16 protein-coding genes, 1 tRNA gene and 1 pseudogene are annotated in these 17,421 nt (G+C 70.3%); 8 read left to right on the top strand and 10 right to left on the bottom strand.

The window, feature by feature from the left end:
* The 5 genes from ACDP63_RS08625 to ACDP63_RS08605 all read right to left on the bottom strand — a co-directional run bounded on the left by ACDP63_RS08625 (position 1) and on the right by ACDP63_RS08605 (position 3,951).
* The gene (locus ACDP63_RS08625) at positions 1 to 489 is read right to left on the bottom strand and encodes a UPF0262 family protein (RefSeq protein WP_024845538.1); all 489 of its coding nucleotides are present in this window, start codon (positions 487 to 489) and stop codon (positions 1 to 3) included.
* A complete protein-coding gene (gene hisD, locus ACDP63_RS08620; protein ID WP_024845537.1) occupies positions 486 to 1,796 on the bottom strand; it encodes a histidinol dehydrogenase in 1,311 nt (436 codons plus the stop codon). The genes ACDP63_RS08625 and hisD overlap by 4 nt, the downstream gene beginning before the upstream one ends.
* A gap of 210 nt (positions 1,797 to 2,006) precedes the next feature.
* On the bottom strand, positions 2,007 to 2,486 hold the full coding sequence (locus ACDP63_RS08615; protein ID WP_024845536.1) for a DUF2948 family protein: 480 nt from the start codon (positions 2,484 to 2,486) through the stop codon (positions 2,007 to 2,009).
* Complete coding sequence (gene murA, locus ACDP63_RS08610) at positions 2,479 to 3,762, bottom strand: UDP-N-acetylglucosamine 1-carboxyvinyltransferase (protein ID WP_024845535.1); 1,284 nt, start codon at positions 3,760 to 3,762, stop codon at positions 2,479 to 2,481. Before murA ends, ACDP63_RS08615 begins: the two co-directional genes overlap by 8 nt.
* Positions 3,763 to 3,951, bottom strand: a complete 189-nt coding sequence (locus ACDP63_RS08605) for a hypothetical protein (RefSeq protein WP_074990784.1) — start codon at positions 3,949 to 3,951, stop codon at positions 3,763 to 3,765. It abuts the gene before it with no gap.
* Positions 3,952 to 4,095: 144 nt separating this feature from the next.
* Here ACDP63_RS08605 and ACDP63_RS08600 point away from each other — a divergent pair.
* Positions 4,096 to 4,170 (top strand) — tRNA-Thr (locus ACDP63_RS08600).
* A 421-nt stretch (positions 4,171 to 4,591) separates the two neighbouring features.
* Here ACDP63_RS08600 and ACDP63_RS08595 read toward each other — a convergent pair.
* Complete coding sequence (locus ACDP63_RS08595; protein WP_024845300.1) at positions 4,592 to 5,041, bottom strand: DNA polymerase III subunit chi; 450 nt, start codon at positions 5,039 to 5,041, stop codon at positions 4,592 to 4,594.
* Positions 5,041 to 6,642 carry a leucyl aminopeptidase gene (locus ACDP63_RS08590; protein WP_024845301.1) on the bottom strand — a complete coding sequence of 534 codons (1,602 nt, stop codon included), beginning with the start codon at positions 6,640 to 6,642 and terminating at the stop codon, positions 5,041 to 5,043. The genes ACDP63_RS08595 and ACDP63_RS08590 overlap by 1 nt, the downstream gene beginning before the upstream one ends.
* A gap of 130 nt (positions 6,643 to 6,772) precedes the next feature.
* Between ACDP63_RS08590 and lptF the strand changes: the two genes are divergently transcribed.
* From lptF to rsmA, 7 genes and pseudogenes are all read left to right on the top strand, one after another.
* Complete coding sequence (lptF, locus tag ACDP63_RS08585) at positions 6,773 to 7,921, top strand: LPS export ABC transporter permease LptF (protein WP_024845302.1); 1,149 nt, start codon at positions 6,773 to 6,775, stop codon at positions 7,919 to 7,921.
* Entirely contained in the window at positions 7,918 to 9,039 is a 1,122-nt protein-coding gene (gene lptG, locus ACDP63_RS08580) for an LPS export ABC transporter permease LptG (RefSeq protein WP_024845303.1), read from the top strand. The genes lptF and lptG overlap by 4 nt, the downstream gene beginning before the upstream one ends.
* Positions 9,039 to 11,444, top strand: coding sequence for an LPS-assembly protein LptD (locus ACDP63_RS08575; protein ID WP_024845304.1), 2,406 nt, complete (start codon positions 9,039 to 9,041; stop codon positions 11,442 to 11,444). The genes lptG and ACDP63_RS08575 overlap by 1 nt, the downstream gene beginning before the upstream one ends.
* A gap of 22 nt (positions 11,445 to 11,466) precedes the next feature.
* A pseudogene (locus ACDP63_RS08570) lies at positions 11,467 to 11,865 on the top strand (SurA N-terminal domain-containing protein); the annotation flags it as partial.
* A 75-nt stretch (positions 11,866 to 11,940) separates the two neighbouring features.
* Complete coding sequence (locus ACDP63_RS08565; RefSeq protein WP_256233577.1) at positions 11,941 to 12,750, top strand: peptidylprolyl isomerase; 810 nt, start codon at positions 11,941 to 11,943, stop codon at positions 12,748 to 12,750.
* Positions 12,751 to 12,819: 69 nt separating this feature from the next.
* Entirely contained in the window at positions 12,820 to 13,788 is a 969-nt protein-coding gene (gene pdxA / locus ACDP63_RS08560; protein ID WP_024845306.1) for a 4-hydroxythreonine-4-phosphate dehydrogenase PdxA, read from the top strand.
* Positions 13,785 to 14,633 (top strand): 16S rRNA (adenine(1518)-N(6)/adenine(1519)-N(6))-dimethyltransferase RsmA, encoded by an 849-nt coding sequence (gene rsmA / locus ACDP63_RS08555; RefSeq protein WP_024845307.1) that lies wholly within the window; start codon positions 13,785 to 13,787, stop codon positions 14,631 to 14,633. Before pdxA ends, rsmA begins: the two co-directional genes overlap by 4 nt.
* Positions 14,634 to 14,636: 3 nt before the next feature.
* On the opposite strand, the gene ACDP63_RS08550 is transcribed toward rsmA, so the two are convergent.
* The 3 genes from ACDP63_RS08550 to prfA form a co-directional block, all read right to left on the bottom strand.
* Entirely contained in the window at positions 14,637 to 15,446 is an 810-nt protein-coding gene (locus ACDP63_RS08550; protein WP_024845308.1) for a DUF4167 domain-containing protein, read from the bottom strand.
* Positions 15,447 to 15,693: 247 nt separating this feature from the next.
* Positions 15,694 to 16,521 (bottom strand): peptide chain release factor N(5)-glutamine methyltransferase, encoded by an 828-nt coding sequence (prmC, locus tag ACDP63_RS08545; protein ID WP_024845309.1) that lies wholly within the window; start codon positions 16,519 to 16,521, stop codon positions 15,694 to 15,696.
* Positions 16,522 to 16,525: 4 nt separating this feature from the next.
* Positions 16,526 to 17,421, bottom strand: an 896-nt coding sequence (gene prfA / locus ACDP63_RS08540) for a peptide chain release factor 1 (RefSeq protein WP_409927901.1), incomplete at its 5' end; no start/stop codon positions are given.

The raw sequence follows: 17,421 nt of genomic DNA, 5'->3' as shown, positions 1-17,421 counted from the left end.
TCACTCCGGAACGAGCGCGCAGATCAGGGTGAACAGGCGCCGGGCGGTGTCTATGTCGACCTCGGCCTTGCCTTCCAGCCGCTCCTGCAAGGTGCGGGCCCCTTCGTTATGGATGCCGCGACGGGCCATGTCGATCGCCTCGATCTGCGCCGGAGGCAGGCGCTTGACCGCATCGAAATAGCTGGTGCAGATCTGGAAGTAATCCTTGACCGTCTGCCGGAACGGGCCCAGCGACAGGTGGAACTCCGCCACCTTGTCGCCCGATTCGGTCGCGATGTCGAAGACCAGCCGCTTCTCGCGCACCGCCAGGGCCAGGGCATAGGGACCGGCGGGAACCGCCTGCCCCTCACGGCCGGGCAGGGTGAAGCTGTTGTCCTCGAGCAGGTCGAAGACCGCGACGCGGCGGTCCTGTTCGATCTCGGGCGTGGGAGGGGGCAGCGCGCTGTCGTCGATGTCGATCCGGCACAGCCTGTTGGCGGACTGACTCATCCTTGCCCCCCGTTCAGGACCGCCAGCCGCGCCGAGACCGAGCGGCCATGCGCCGAAAGCCCCTCGGATTCAGCCAACCGCACCGCCGCGGGGCCGATCGCCCCCAGCGCCTCGGGTGAAAGCCGGGCGATGGTGCTGCGCTTGAGGAAATCCATCACCGACAGGCCGGACGAGAACCGCGCCGAGCGCGCCGTCGGCAGGACGTGGTTGGGGCCGCTGACGTAATCGCCCACCGCCTCGGGCGTCCAGCCGCCCAGGAAGATCGCCCCGGCATGGCGGGTCTTTTGCGCCAGCGCCTCGGGATCGTCGACGCAAAGCTCCAGATGCTCGGGCGCCAGCCGGTCCGACAATGCCGCCGCCTCGTCGAGATCGCGCGTCACGATCACCGTGCCATAGTCACGCCAGCTCGCCCCCGCCACCTCGGCGCGCGGCAGGGTCGGCAGGATGCGCTCAACCTCGGCCACCACGGCGCGGGCCAGGGATTCGTCCGGCGTGACCAGGATCGACTGGGCATCGGCGTCATGCTCGGCCTGCGCGAGCAGGTCCAAGGCCAGCCATTCCGGGTTCTGCGCGCCCTGGGCGATGATCAGCACCTCCGAGGGGCCGGCGATCATGTCGATGCCGACGCGGCCGAAGACCTGCCGCTTGGCCGCCGCGACATAGGCGTTCCCCGGCCCGGTGATCTTGTCCACCGGCCGGATGGTCTCGGTGCCGTGGGCCATGGCGGCAATCGCCTGCGCGCCGCCGATGCGATAGATCTCGTCCACCCCGGCAAGCTCGGCCGCCAGCAGCACCAGCGGGTTCACCGCGCCGCCGGGCGTCGGCACGCAGACCACCAGCCGCTCGACCCCCGCCACCCGCGCGGGAATGGCATTCATCAGCACCGAGGAAGGATAGCTCGCCTGCCCGCCCGGCACATAAAGCCCGGCGGCCGAGACCGGCGTCCAGCGCCAGCCGAGCGTCGCGCCCTCGGGATCGGTCCAGCTCAGATCCTCGGGCATCTGCCGGGCATGATAGGCACGGATGCGGCTTGCAGCCATGGCCAGGGCGGCGCGATCCTCGGCCGAGACCTGCGCCGTCTGCGCGGCAATCTCCTCCTTCGAGAAGGCCAGCGTCTCCGGCGTCAGCGCCAGGCGGTCGAAACGCCCGGTCAGCTCGACCAGCGCCGCATCGCCCCGGTCGCGCACATCGGCAATGATCGCGGCCACGGCATCGTTCACATCGGCCGCATCCTCGCGCTTCATGGACAGAAGCGCGGCGAAGCGTTCGGCGAAATCGGGCTGGGCGGTCGAAAGATGGATGGGCATGGGTCAGGCCTTCAATGACCCGACCTTGTTAGCGGCAAGGGCCAGGGGGCTCAAGCGGCTATGGCAGCACCGAACCAGCCCGTTCAGCGCCGGTTGCAGGGCCGAATTCGGGTATTTGGGGAACAGAGAAGTCAGGTGGCCTTCTTCGTTCCTCAAATACCCATGCGACCTGGCGACCGGCAGTGTGCCGGACCGGGAAGATTCGCCGGATCAACTGTCTGGATGCTGCGGCGCGCGGCGCGAGGGGGCGATATAAGGCCGCGTCACGTCGCGCAGTTCGACATTCAGGCACTCTGCTTCGACAGCCAGTGTGCCGTCGCCGGCAAACTGCAGAAGCAGCAGGCCGGTGCCGTCCTCGCCCGCCTGCCATGTCAGGGTCAGAAGTTCCAGGATCAGGTCCTTGTCCGTGCGGTCGATCCCGTCGCTTTGCACCCGCCGCACGTCCGAGACCAGCAGTACCGCGCGCACCCGTTCATAGGGGCGGCCGTCGCGGCGGGCGAGATCGGCATCCTCCCAGCGGAAACGGTTCAGGAGCAGCGCCAGTTGCCGGTGTCGGCCATCATAGACGATCTCGGTCACCGGCAGGATCGCGTCCTGCACCAGCGTCGAGATCACGGTCAGGTCGTCGGCGTCGCCGGCCATAAGCGCCAGCGGCGCGGGATCGGCATCGGTGAAACGGGCGTCAGCCATCGGCGGGAACCTCCTTGATGCGTTCGATATCGGCGCCGACGCCGCGCAGCTTGCGCACCACCTTCTCGTAGCCGCGGTCGAGGTGATAAACCCGGCTGACGATGGTCTCGCCCTCGGCGGCGAGCCCGGCGAGGATCAGGCTGACCGAGGCGCGCAGGTCGGTCGCCATCACCGGGGCGCCGCGCAGCTTTTCGACGCCATGGACGGTGGCGTGGCCGCCATGCACCTCGATCCGGGCGCCCATGCGCGCAAGCTCCGGGGCATGCATGAAGCGGTTCTCGAAGATCTTCTCCTCCAGGACCGAGGTGCCCTCGGCGGTGCAAAGCAGCGCCATCATCTGCGCCTGCAGGTCGGTCGGGAAACCGGGGAAGGGCTCTGTCACCACGTCGACCGCGCGGATACGGCCGTTCTTGCGCGCGACCTTCAGCCCGCGCGCCGTCTCGACCACCTCGATGCCGGCCTCGTCCAGCTTCTCGCAGAAGGCGGCGACCAGATCGATGCGGCCGCCCAGGCATTCGACCTCGCCGCCGCAGATCGCCGGGGCCAGCATGTAGGTGCCCAGCTCGATCCGGTCCGTCACCACCGGATGCGTGGCGCCGCCCAGCGCCTGCACGCCCTCGACGGTGATGGTCGAGGTTCCCTCGCCCTCGATCTGCGCGCCCATGCGACGCAGGCATTCGGCCAGGTCCACGATCTCGGGCTCGCGCGCGGCATTGTTGATGACGGTGGTGCCGCGGGCCAGCGTCGCCGCCATCAGCGCGTTCTCGGTCGCGCCGACCGAGACCAGCGGAAAGTCGATCACCGCGCCCCTGAGCCCGCCCGAAGGCGCCTTGGCATGGACATAGCCCTCGCGCAGGTCGAGCTCCGCCCCCATCGCCTCCAGCGCGCGCAGGTGCAGGTCCACGGGCCGCGCCCCGATGGCGCAGCCGCCGGGCAGCGAGACCTCGGCATGGCCGTCCCGCGCCAGCATCGGCCCCAGCACCAGGATCGAGGCGCGCATCTTGCGCACGATGTCGTAATCGGCGCGGTGGCTGGTCAGGTCGTGGCTCGACAGCGCCAGCACCTGCCCGTCCTGAAGACTGGCGACCTCGGCCCCAAGCGATTGCAGAAGCGCGGTCATGGTGCGGATGTCCGACAGCCGCGGCGCATTGGTCAGCGTCAAGGGCTGGTCGGTCAGCAGGGTCGCCGGCATCAGCGCCAGGCAGGCGTTCTTGGCCCCGGCGATCGGGATCTCGCCCTTGAGCGGCCCGTTCCCCCTTACAATGATCTGGTCCATCTATTCCTCGTTTCCGGGCACTTGCCTGCTTGGCGGCATCTCCGACCCGTGCTGCTCGTTCGTGGTTTCTTGCGCCGTCCCGGCCCGAGCGCGCCCCTGCGCCTTGCGTCGCGCAAGATTGGCCCGCAGCGCCGCCTTGAGCCGCGCTTCGCGTGTGTCGTCCTGGGGATCGCGGGGTGTCCTTGTCATGGCTTTCTGTTAGCGTCCTTGCCGGCTTGCGTCCAGCGGCGGCGCCCTGGCCGCACGGCGATCGGCAACGATCGGCGAAATGCATTTTTCCCGATCTTCCCTCTTGCACCCCCGGCACAGTCGGTCTAAAGCCCCGTCCACGGCGCTGCGGTAGCTCAGTGGTAGAGCACTCCCTTGGTAAGGGAGAGGTCGAGAGTTCAATCCTCTCTCGCAGCACCATCTCATTCCCTCAGACCCAGAAAGTTCCTGCATTGCAGGGCCTGCCGGTGCAGTCGATGCGCGCCGGGCCGCAGTTACCGGGTCATTCCCGCAAGCCTGCCGACGCTGTGGCGCGGTTGCCGACAGGCGGCCTGAAAGCGCAAGCGGGGCCGCCCGCAAACCCGCTTTCGAGCCGGTTCCGGGGCAGGACGCCGCCCGGAGCTCTGCGACGACCTCTGCGGCAGGAAGCGCCGCGATTTCCGGCGCGTCGCGTGAATCGCGCCCATTGGAAGCGGCCGCCGCCTGTCTCTGGCGCGACCTTGTGGCGGCGAGATCGAGGGGATGCTTTCCCACCCCTGCACCCCGTTCCTCGAGCCCGCGGCCGGGCAAGCGGGACAGCGGCGATGACCCGCCGAGGGGTTCGGGAACTTCCGGCCCCGCCCTACTGCTTGCGCTCCCAGCGGCCGCCGGCCTCGGACCAGTATTCCGCAGCGATATCCTCGGCCTTCAGCGCCCGCCATTGCGTCCGGGCGCGTTCCAATGCCTCTGGATCATTGCCGTCGAAGACGATGCAGGCGCGTTCCAGCGCCAGGCATTCCGCGCCCGAGACCGCGGCCCCGTCCAGCGCGATCAGGCAGCGCGGGGCATTGACGGCCGCCTGGCCCTCGACGGTCAGCAGCACCGGCTGGCGGGCGTCATGCGGCCCGCCGGCCAGGCCATGCGGCAGGAAGCCCTCGTCCAGCCACAGCCTCTCGTCCAGCACCACCTGCCGCGCCCGGTCCCTGCCCCGCAGCTCGACCCGCCAGCCCGCTTGCAGGCTCTTGCCGATCAGCATCGGCAAGAGCTGCGCCGGACCCGAGCGCGTCAGGTGGTAGAACAGGGCCGAGCCCATCAGCCCTGCTTCTCGAAGCGGTCGCGCACCAGCCGGTCCAGCGTCATCACGCCCCAGCCGGATGCCCCCTTGGGCGCCAGCCCGGTCTCGGCGGGCGGCAGCGCCACCCCGGCGATGTCCAGATGCACCCAGGGCATGCCCTCGCCCACGAAACGCTGCAGGAACTGCGCCGCGGTGATCGAGCCGGCGGCACGCCCGCCGGTGTTCTTGATGTCGGCCAGGCGCGAATCGATCAGCTTGTCATAGGCCGGGCCCAGCGGCAGCCGCCAGGCGCCCTCGCCCTCGGCCTTGGCGGCATTCAGCACCGCCGTGGCGAAGGCGTCGTCATTCGAGAATACCCCGGCATTCTCGTGCCCCAGCGCGATGATGACGGCGCCGGTCAACGTCGCCAGATCGACCAGGGCGGCGGGCTTGAAGCGTTGCTGCGCATACCAAAGCACATCGGCCAGCACGAGCCGGCCCTCGGCATCGGTATTGATCACCTCGATCGTGTCGCCCTTCATCGAGCGCACGATGTCGCCCGGACGCTGGGCGCGGCCGTCGGGCATGTTCTCGACCAGGCCAACCAGACCCACGACATTGGCCTTGGCCCGGCGCAGCGCCAGCACCCGCATGACGCCGGCGACCACGCCCGCACCGCCCATGTCCATGGTCATCTCCTCCATGCCGGCGGCGGGCTTGATCGAGATGCCGCCGGTGTCGAAGACCACGCCCTTGCCGACCAGCGCCAGCGGCGCGGCATCACCGCCGCCGTTCCAACGCATGACCACGACCTTGGAGGGGCTCTCGGACCCCTGCCCCACGGCCAGCAGCGCCCGCATGCCCAGCCTGGCCAGCTCATCCTCCTCCAGCACCTCGACCTCCAGGCCCAGCTCGCGCATGGCCAGCAGCCGGTCGGCGAAATCGCTGGTGGTCAGCACATTGGCGGGCTCGTTCACCAGGTCGCGGGTGAAGAACACGCCCTCGGCCAGGGCGGCGCCGTCGGTGGCCGCGCGGGCCAGCGCCTCGGGATCCTGGTGCATGAAGATCACCCGGCCGCGCGGCGTGGCGCCCTGAGCCGGCCCGGACGCCGGCTCGTCGGTGCCTGCCGCATCCGAGAGCCGCGCATCCTGGGGCGCGCCGGTGTGGCTGGTGGTCGCGGCGGGCTCGGCCGGGGTCTCGCCCTCGGCGGCGGCGCCATTGCCGGATTTCTTCGTCTTGTAGGCCGAGAAGTCATAGGCCCGCAGCGCCAGCCCCAGCGCCACCTCGGCGGCGCGCGCATGGTTGCCGGCCAGCACCAGGGTATCGGCCTTGCCCAGCCGGGCGCCGATGCTGGCACCCGCCGCCCGCGACGTCGCCACGTCGGCGCCGGACGGCAGCAGCACGATCTGCAACGATTCCGCCTTCAGCCCGGCGGGAAAGGCCAGCTCCAGCGCCTTGCCGGGCTTGACCGCCTTCCAGGCCTCGGATGCGAAGGCCCGCCCCACCGCCTCGCGCGTGGCGCGCGGCAGGCCGGCGGGCAGCCGCCCGGTCTTGGGCACCAGGATGGCGATGCGGCCGGGCCGCTCGGCCAGCCCCGCGACATCCGTCGCCGTAAAGGAAATTTCGACTGGATGAGTCATGGTCCTGCCCCCTCGCGTTGCTCCGTCCTGGCGGAAACTAGTCACGCCCGCGCGGCTTGACCAGAGCCGGGGCTTTCCCAACGCCCGCGCAACGGCTAATCAGGCGGGGTCCGAGCCCGCGAAAGCCCCCATGCCCCGCATCGACCGCTACATCCTGTCGCAACTTATGACCCTGTTCGGGTTCTTTGCGCTGGTGCTGGTGTCGGTCTACTGGATCAACCGCGCCGTCTCGCTGTTCGAGCAGCTGATCTCGGACGGGCAGACCGCGCTGGTGGTGCTGGAATTCACGGCGCTGACCCTGCCGCTGGTGATCTCGGTCGTGCTGCCCATCGCGGCCTTCGCGGCCAGCGCCTATGGCACCAACCGCCTGGCCTCGGAATCGGAGCTGGTGGCGATGCAGGCGACCGGCATCTCGCCCTGGCGGCTGGCGCGGCCGGTGCTGGTCTTCGGCGTGCTGGTCGGGCTGATGGTGGCGCTGCTCGTCCATGCCGTGGTGCCGATGGCGCGCGGGCGGCTGGCCGACCGCCAGGCCGAGATCGCGCAGAACGTCACCGCGCAATTCCTGCGCGCCGGCTCGTTCCAGTATCCGGCGCAGGGCGTCACGCTTTACATCCGCGACATCGCGGCGGACGGGCGGCTGGTTGATTTCTTTCTTGAAGACGCCCGCGACCCCGGCAGCCAGACCACCTATACCGCGGCCGAGGCGCTGCTGGTCAGGACCGACGAGGGGCCGCGGCTGGTGATGATGCAGGGCATGGTGCAGGATCTGCGCCATGCCGGCGACCGGCAAAGCCTGTCGGTGACGCGGTTTTCCGAACTGGCCTATGACCTGGGCAGCCTGATCGACACCGGGGCGAGCCGCAAGCGCGACCTGCGCGCCTATTCGACGCTGCGGCTGATGGACCCCGACCCGGAATTGCTGGCCGCGACCGGCGCCACCCCCGACCGCGCCCTGGCCGAGGCGCATGAGCGGCTGGCCAAGCCCTTCCAGGCGCCGGTGGCGGCGCTGCTGGGCTTTGGCATGCTGCTGCTGGGCGGCTTCAGCCGCTTCGGCGTCTGGCGGCAGGTGATCTGGGCGGTGGTGGCGCTGATCGTGGTGCAGTTCCTCGGCACCGCGGCCGAGAACCAGGTCGCCGGCAATGCCGCGCGCTGGCCGCTGATCTATGTCTCGCCCCTGGCCGGGGCGGCGATCTGCGCCGCGGTGCTGTGGCTTGCCGCCCGGCCGCGGCGGCTGCGCGGCAGCCCGAAGCCCAGGGCGGCGAAAGGGGGCGCGGCATGATCCTGTCCACCTATGTCGCGCGGCGCTTCCTGCGCATGCTGGTGATGATCGCGGCGATCTTCGGCGCCATCCTGTTCCTGATCGACATCGTCGAGCAGATCCGCCGCTTCTCGGACGAGAATATCGGGCTTTCGGGCGCCGCGGGCCTGTCGCTGCTGAACATCACCGCCAGCTTCTATTCCATCCTGCCGCTCATCACGGTGCTGGCGGGGATCGCGCTGTTTCTGGGCCTGTCGCGCACGTCGGAACTGGTCGCGATCCGGGCCTCGGGGCGTTCGGGCATCCGGGTGCTTTGCGCCCCGGCGATCACCGCTGCGCTGGCCGGGATGCTGGCGGTCGCGGTGCTGAACCCGATGGTGGCGGCGACCACGAAACGCTATGACGACGCGGTCGCGCAGATGCGCAGCGGCGGCGGCCAGACCGTCAGCGTCGGCGACAATGCGGTCTGGCTGCGCCAGGCCCTGCCCGCGCCCGGCGCGAACGGGACCGAGACCGCGGGCCAGGTCGTCATCCGCGCCAGCCGCGCCAGCCCCGATGCCACGACGCTTTATGACGCGACCTTCACGGTCTATTCGCCCCAGATCGGGCCGACCCGGCGCATCGACGCCGCCACGGCGCGGCTGACCCAGGGGGCGTGGGAACTGACTGACACCAAGGAATGGCCGCTGACCCAGCCAAACCCCGAGGCGATGGCCCGCACCGCGCCGCGGCTGGAACTGCCGACCGACCTGACCGCCGCCCGCATCCGCGACAGTTTCGGCCGGCCCGAGGCGATTCCGGTCTGGCAGTTGCCGGCCTTCATCAAGGGACTGGAGCGGGCGGGCTTTTCCGCCCAGCGGCACAAGGTCTGGTTCCAGATGGAGCTGGCCCGGCCGCTGCTGATGGCGGCCATGATCGCCATCGCGGCGGTCTTCGCCATGCGCCATATGCGCGGGCGCCGGATGGGGCTTCTGGTGCTGGGGGCCTTCGGCTGCGGCATCGCCCTGTTCTTCCTGCGCAATCTGGCGCAGGTGCTGGGCGACAATGGCGGCATCCCGCCGGCCCTGGCCGGCTGGGCGCCGCCCATCGTGGCGCTGCTTTTCGCCTTGGGGGCACTCTTGCGGCTGGAGGACGGTTGATGGCGCGTGGCCACAGGGGACGGAAGACTGCGAAAACGGCCAGCGCCGCGCTGCTGGCGGTCCTGCTGCCCGGCATGGCCCCGGGGCAGAGCCTGACGCCCGAGGGCCAGACCCTGCCGGTCTATAACCAGCCCGACGAGGTGCCGCAGGGCCCCGACGGCCCGGCGCTGGCCCCGACCGAAAGCCCCGACGGCACCGCCCGCTTCGCCGACGGCACCGAGGCGTCGCATACGCCCAGCCTCGCCGCACGGCCCGGCAGCCTGCGCATCGCCGGCGGCGATGGCGAGGGCGCGGGCAGCCCGGCCACGCTGCTGGCCGATCAGGTGACGCTGGGCGCGGACAACCGGCTGACCGCCTCGGGCGGGGTGGTGATCTGGTATCGCGGCGCGCGGCTAATCGCCTCGCGCGTGGTCTATGACAACGCAAGCGGGACGGCGGTGATCGAGGGGCCGATCCACCTGACCGAACCCGCCCGCGCCGGCACGCCCCAGGAAACCATCCTGATCGCCGACAGCGCCCAGCTGGACCCGAACATGCAGGACGGCATCCTGCGCGGCGCCCGGCTGGTGCTGGCGCGCGAGATGCAGATGGCCGCGCGCGAGATGCGCCGCAGCGAGAACGGCGCCGTCACCCGGCTGGACAATGTCGTCGCCTCCAGCTGCCAGATCTGTGCCGAGAACCCGATCCCGCTGTGGGAAATCCGCGCCCGAGCCATCACCCATGACGCGCGCACGCAGAAGCTGCATTTCGACCGCCCGCAGTTTCGCGCGCTTGGCCTGCCCATCGCCAGCCTGCCCTGGCTGACCGCGCCCGATCCCAGCGTCGAGCGCATGACCGGATTCCTGCGGCCGCAATTCCGCACCACCTCGGGGCTGGGTTTCGGCATCAAGCTGCCCTATTTCGTCACGCTGGGCGATCATGCCGACGTCACGCTGACGCCCTATGTCGCGCTGTCGCGCACCCGTACGCTGGAGCTGCGCTATCGCCAGGCCTTCAGCAACGGCGCGATGGAATGGAACGGCGCCATCTCGCGCGACGACATCGAGGAGGGCGAGACCCGCGGCTATCTGTTCGGCGGCGCACGGTTCGAGCTGCCGCGCGGCTACATGCTGGGCCTGCAGATCCAGATGGCCAGCAACCGCGCCTATCTGCTGGATTACGACATCTCCAACGCCGACCGGCTGTGGAGCGGACTGACGCTGGACCGCGTGCGCCGCGACCGCATGATGATGGCCCGGATCGGCAATTACGAATCGCTGCGCGAGGACGAACCCGAGGAGGTCACCCCCTCGGTGGTCGCCGATGCGCTGTGGAAGCGGCGCTGGACCCCCGGCCGGATCGGCGGCATCGCCAGCCTGGAATGGTCGCTGCACGCCCATCGCCGTGCGTCCTCGACGGATCATGACGGCCGGGACATGGCCCGCGGCTCGGTCGCGCTGGACTGGTATCGCAGCGCGATCCTGCCCGGCGGGCTGGTCGGCACGGTCGAGACCCGGCTTGATGCCGATTTCTATCGCATCAACCAGGACAGCGATTACGAGGATTGGGTGATGCGCACCGATCCGGTGCTGGCCGCCGAGCTGCGCTGGCCCCTGGCCCGCCATTCCGGCGGCGTCACCCATATCGTCGAGCCGGTGGCGCAGCTGGTCTGGTCGCCCGAACGCGATGCCGAGGACAAGGTGCCGAACGAGGACAGCCGCCTGATCGAGTTCGACGAGGGCAACCTGTTCGCGCTGAACCGCTTTCCGGGCTGGGACGCGCGCGAATCGGGCTGGCGCGCCAATCTGGGCATCGGCTGGACGCGGATCGACCCGGCCGGCTGGTCGATCGGCCTGACCGCCGGGCGGGTCTTTCGCAACAAGGCCGATCCGGCCTTCGAAAACGACCCGGCGGACCCGGCATTCTGGGACGGCGGGCCGCTGGGCGGCAAGCGGTCGGACTGGCTGGTCTCGGCCACCTATCAGGGCATGAACGGGCTGGCACTGGTCAACCGGGCGCTGTTCGACGACGGCTTCTCGATCAGCCGCAACGAGCTGCGGCTGGGCTGGTTCCAGCCGGGCCTGCAGGTCTCGGCCGGCTATCTCTGGCTTGATTCGGACAAGGGCGAAAGCCGGCCCGAGGATGTGTCGGAACTGACCATGGCCGGGGGCTGGCAGGTCGCGCCCGGCTGGTGGGCCACGACCGAGACGCGCTATGACTTCACCGCCGATCGCGCGCAAAAGGCGCAGTTGGGCCTGGAATATCGCAATGAATGCATAACCGTCGAAATGTCGGTCGAGCGGCGCTTTACCTCTTCGGACGAGGTGCGGCCCGACACCCGTTTCGACCTGGGTATCCGGCTGGGCGGCTTCGGCCAGCAAAAGCCCGGTCCGGGAACGGTGGCGCGCCGCGCCTGCCTGCGCTAATGTCCGGCAAAACCATGCGGCGAGGGAGCTGATGCGGCGAATTCTTCTGGGGGCGGCCATGGCCGCGATGCTGGCAGCAGGCGGGGTGGCCCCGGCCTTTGCGCAGGGCAATCCGTTCCAGCCGCTGGTCTATGTCAACGATTCGGCCGTCACCCGCTATGAGCTGGAGCAGCGCATCCGCTTCCTGCAGATCCTGCGCGCGCCCGATGCCGACCGCGCCTCGGCCGAGCAGGCGCTGATCGACGACCGGCTGCGCCTGTTTGCCGCGGAGCAGATGGGCATTGCCGCCAGCGACGCCCAGATCGACGCCGGCCTGGCCGAGTTCGCCGGCCGCGCCAATCTTGGCGTCGAGGAATTCACCCGCGCCCTGGCCCAGGCCGGGGTCGAGCGGCAGACCTTCCGCGATTTCGTCGCCGCCGGCATTGTCTGGCGCGAGGTGGTGCGCCAGCGCCTGGTACCGCAGGTCCAGGTCAGCGATGCCGAACTGGACCAGGAAATGCAGCGCCTGCTGGAGACGCCGCGCATCACCCATGTCGCGCTGTCGGAACTGATCATCCCCGCCCCGCCCGGCCAGGAGGCGCAGGCCATGGGCCTGGCGGAATCGCTGGTCCAGAGCGTGCGCTCGGAGGCGGATTTCGCCGCGGCCGCGCGCCGGCATTCGGCCACGCCCTCGGCCGGGGAAGGCGGGCGGCTGCCCTGGATGCCGCTGGAGAACCTGCCGCCCTCGCTGCGGCCGATCATCCTGTCGATGAAGCCCGGCCAGATCAGCCAGCCCCTGACCGTCGAGGGCGCGGTGGTGCTGTTCTACCTGCGCGACAGCCGCGGCACGCTGCGCCCCGGCGCCAGGGAACAGGTGCTGGATTACGTGCGCTTCCGGCTGGCCAGCCTGGCCGAGGCGAACCGGATCGCGGCGCTTTCCGACACTTGCGCCGATCTTTTCGTGCATGCCCGCGGCCTGCCGCCCGAACAGATCCAGCGCCAGACCCTGTCCCAGGGCCAGATCCCGGCCACAGAGGCGCTGCGGCTGGCCGTGCTGGACGACAACGAAACCTCGGTGGTCAGCCAGGGCGGCGCGGCCGAGCTGCTGATGCTGTGCAAGCGCCAGTCCGCGCTGCTGGCCTCCGGCGCTGCGCCGGAGGCGCCGGTGGCGGTGACGGCGGAGGGCGAGACGGCCGCCGCGCCCGACCCCGACGCGCTGCCGGACCGCGAGGAGATGCGCAACCAGATCTTCAGCCGCAAGGTCGGCCAGGCCGCCGACAACTACCTGGCCGAATTGCGCGCCAATGCGATCATCCGGCGGCCGTGAGCCCCCGGCCCCGCCACCGAGGGCGCTTCGCCCCCCGGACCCCCAGAGGGTATTTGGGAAACGGAGAAGATGACTGAAGCCCGTCCCATCATCCTGACCTGCGGCGAGCCGGCGGGCGTCGGGCCGGAGCTGGCGCCCAAGGCGCTGGCCTCGGGCGTGCCCTTCGTGTTCCTGGGCGATCCGCGGCATCTCCCCGAAGGAACCCCCTGGGCCGAGGTCGCAGCTCCGGGCGAGTCGGTGCCCGAGGGCCTGCTGGCAGTGCTGCGGCATGATTTCCCGGCGCCGGCGGTGCCGGGCCGGCCCGATCCCGCCAATGCGCCCGCGGTGGTCGAGGTCATCGCCCGCGCCGTCGACCTGGCCCTGTCGGGCGCGGCGGGCGGCATCTGCACCCTGCCGATCAACAAGGAGGCGCTGAAGCGCGGGGCCGGCTTCGGCTTTCCCGGCCATACCGAATATCTGGCGCATCTGGCCGGCGACGTGCCGGTGGTGATGATGCTGGCCTCGACCACGGTCGAGCCGCCCTGCCGGGTGGTGCCGGTGACCATCCACATCCCGCTGTCCGAGGTGCCGCTGGCCCTGACGCCCCTGCGGCTGGAGCAGGCGATCCGCATCACCGATGCCGCGATGCGGCGCGATTTCGGCCTGGCCCGGCCGCGGTTGGCCATCGCCGGGCTTAACCCGCATGCCGGTGAGAACGGCGTCATGGGCGACGAGGAGGCGCGCTGGATGGCACCGCTGATCGAGCGGCTGCGCCGCGAAGGCTTCGACCTGCGCGGGCCGCTGCCGGCCGATACCATGTTCCATCCGGCGGCACGGGCGCGTTACGACGCGGCGCTGTGCGCCTATCACGACCAGGCGCTGATCCCGATCAAGACGCTGGATTTCGCCGGGGGCGTGAACGTGACGCTGGGCCTGCCCTTCGTGCGCACCTCGCCCGATCACGGCACCGCCTTCGACATCGCCGGCCAAGGGATCGCCGATGCGCAAAGCGTCATCGCGGCGCTGCGCATGGCGCATGAGATGGCGGGCCGGCGATGAGCGCCATCGACGGGCTGCCGCCGCTGCGCGAGGTGATCGCGCGCCACGATCTGCGGGCGAAGAAGCAGCTGGGGCAGAATTTCCTGCTGGATCTGAACCTGACCGCCAAGATCGCGCGGACGGCCGGCGACCTGACGGGCTGTGACGTGATCGAGGTGGGGCCCGGTCCGGGCGGCCTGACCCGCGGGCTGCTGGCGGAGGGTGCGCGGCATGTGCTGGCGATCGAGAAGGACGCCCGCGCCCTGCCCGCCCTGGCCGAGATCGCCGCCGCCTATCCCGGCCGGCTGGAGGTGATCCATGGCGATGCGCTGGAGGTCGATCCGCTGGCGCATCTGTCCCCGCCGATTCGCATCGTCGCGAACCTTCCCTATAATGTCGGCACCGAGTTGCTGATCCGCTGGCTGACGCCGGCCGCATGGCCGCCCTTCTGGCAGTCGCTGACGCTGATGTTCCAGAAAGAGGTGGCCGAGCGCATCGTGGCGCAGCCGGGCGGCAAGGCTTACGGCCGCCTGGCCGTGCTGGCGCAATGGCGGACCGAGGCGCGGATCGTGATGGCCCTGCCGCCCGAGGCATTTGTCCCGGCGCCCAAGGTGCATTCGGCGGTCGTCCACCTGACCGCCCTGCCCGAGCCGCGCTATCCGGCCGATCCGGCAGTGCTGAACCGGGTGGTGGCGGCCGGGTTCAACCAGCGCCGCAAGATGCTGCGCGCCTCGTTGAAGGGCCTGCACCCGGAGATCGAATCGCTGCTGGTCCAAGCCGGCATCGCCCCCACCGCCCGCGCGGAAGAGATCGGGCTGGAGCAGTTCTGCGCGCTGGCGCGGGGCCTGGCCGCCGCACCGCGCTGAGCCTCATTCGCCCGAGGCGCTTTCGGGCTGGGTCTTCGCCGCCTTGGTGCCGCGGCCCGAGGATTTCGCGGCGGGAGCCTTGCCGCCGTCTTCGGACGGTTTCTTGCGGCTGCGCGGCGCTGCGGTCGTGCTGCGGCTGCGGCGGCGCGGGGCCGATTCGGCAGCGGCGGGCTCGGCCGAGATCGCGGCAGAGGCTTCCGGGGCCACGGCGGGCTCGGCCGGCACATCGGCAGAGGTCGCGGCGCTTTCCGGGGTCTCGACCGGGCCGGCGGCATCCTCGTCCGCGGTGATCACCGGCGGCAGCCCGGAATCGATGGGCGCGGCAGCCGGCTGGGCGCGCTCTTCCGCGCGGGCTTCCATGCGGGGGGCGGGCTGCTGGCGTTCCTCGCGGCGGTCGTCGCGACGCTCGTCGCGGCGGTCCTCGCGCCGGTCGTGGCGATCCTGACGATCCTGGCGGTGGCCGTGATGACCGTTCTGGCCATTGCCGTTCTCGGACGCGGCCGAGGTGTTGCCATCCTGGGCATCGTCGTCGCGCCCCTGCTGCTGGTGGCCCTGGCGTTCGGCCTGCTCGCGCTGCGCCTCGCCCAGCATGCGGGTGTAATGTTCTGCGTGTTGAAGAAAGCTCTGCTCGGCCACCCGGTCGTTGGAAAGCTGGGCGTCGCGGGCGAGCGTGAGGTATTTCTCGATGATCTGCTGGGGCGTGCCGCGCACCTTGCCCTCGGGGCCCGAGGAATCGAAGACGCGGTTGACGATATTGCCCAGCGAACGCTGTCGGTTCGACTTGTTACGCGAACGGGATTTGGATGATCTCATCAGCTTGTTGTCAGTTTATGTCCGGCAAGGGCCGGCTGAGGTTGGGGTCATTCCTAAGGCGGGTGTCAGCGCAGGTGCGGCGTTTGCTCCGGCTCCCGCGTCACCAGTGAAAGGCTGGGTTATCTGAGTATGACTGACCCGTGCGTGGGCGGCGCGCCCCCGTCACAATTGCGAATAAACACGCCGCAGCGCCGCTTACAAGCGAAAATTTCGTCAAAACCCGCGAAAGGCGCGGAACCTTGCCGGATCAAAGCGGCTTTCGGGCGGCGACGACCCGGTCGCGCCCGTCCAGGTCGGGCAGGATGCGGGGCTCGGCCAGCCCGGCTGCACGCATCAGCGCCGCCACGGCCGCGCCCTGCGTGGGACCGATCTCGACCATCAGCCGGCCGCCGGGCGCCAGATGCGCGGGCGCCCCGGCGGCGATGGCGCGATAGGCGGAAAGCCCGTCCGCCCCGTCGGTCAGCGCCTGCTGCGGCTCCCATTCCCGCACCTCGGGCGTAAGCTGCGCCATTTCCGCAAGCGCGATATAGGGCGGGTTGGAGACGATCAGGTCGAATTGCCCCGTGACCGAGGCAAACCAGTCGGATTCGAGAAAATCCGCGCAAACCCCCATGACCTTGGCATTTTCCCGCGCCACGGCAAGAGCGGCCGGCGAAATTTCGGTGCCAAGCCCGCGCGTGCCCGGCCGTTCGGCCAGAAGCGAGATCAGGATCGCCCCCGTGCCGGTGCCAAGGTCCAGGACCGAGGCAAAGGGTTCCGCCAGCGCCGCCTCGACCAGCGTTTCGGTCTCGGGGCGCGGGTCGAGCGTGTCTCGGGTCACGCGGAACTCGTGCTTCCAGAAGGCGCGGCGACCAAGGATCTGGCTGACCGGCTGGCGCGCGGCGCGGGCGGCAAGCGCTGCGTCGAAACGTCGCAGCGCCTCGGGCGGCAGCGGCGCGGCCAGCACGCCGGTCAACTGGTGGCGCGGCAGGTCCAGGGCATGGGCCAGAAGCAGCCGGGCATCCTCGGCCGCACCGGGCACCCCGGCCTGGGCGAGTCGAGCGGCGCCTTGCCGCAGGGCCTCGGCCCCGGTCACGGAATCACTCGCCCTGCGCGGCCAGGCGCGCGGCCTGGTCATGCGCGGTCAGCGCCGCCACGATCTCGCCGATCTCGCCTTGCATGATGCGGTCGAGCGCATAGAGCGTCAGGCCGATGCGATGGTCGGTCATCCGGCCCTGCGGGAAGTTGTAGGTGCGGATGCGTTCCGAGCGGTCGCCCGAGCCGACCTGGCTCTTGCGGTCCGCGGCGCGCTCGGCATCGGCGCGCGACCGCTCCATGTCGTAAAGCCGCGCCCGCAGCACGGCCATGGCATTGGCGCGGTTCTGGTGCTGGGACTTTTCCGAACTGGTCACCACGATGCCGGTCGGCAGATGGGTGATGCGCACTGCCGAATCGGTGGTGTTGACATGCTGGCCACCAGCGCCGCTGGCGCGCATGGTGTCGATGCGGATATCGCTGGCGGGAATGTCGATATCCACCGCCTCGGCCTCGGGCAGCACGGCCACGGTGGCCGCGCTGGTATGGATGCGCCCGCCCGATTCCGTCTCGGGGACGCGCTGGACGCGGTGGACGCCCGATTCGTATTTCAGCTTGGCGAAGACGCCCTCGCCCTCGATCCGCGCCACCGCCTCACGCACGCCGCCCAGGTCGGATTCGGCCAGTTCGAGCATCTGGAACTGCCAGCCCTGCGATTCGGCAAAGCGGCGATACATGGCCAGCAGATCGCCGGCGAACAGCGCCGCCTCCTCGCCGCCGGTGCCGGGGCGGATCTCCAGGATGGCCGGGCGGGCATCGGCGGCGTCGCGCGGCAACAGCGCGATGCGCAGCGCATGTTCCAGCTCGGGCAGCGCGGCGCGCAGGCGCGACAGTTCGTCCTGCGCCAGTTCGCGCATCTCGGGATCGACCAGCAGGGCCTCGGCCTCGCGCAGGCCGGCCT

It is taken from the genome of Paracoccus sp. P2, assembly GCF_046335115.1.
GTDB lineage: Bacteria > Pseudomonadota > Alphaproteobacteria > Rhodobacterales > Rhodobacteraceae > Paracoccus > Paracoccus pantotrophus.
The sequence above is the reverse complement of the archived record's forward strand: the minus strand, read 5'-3'. Positions and strand labels throughout refer to the sequence as shown.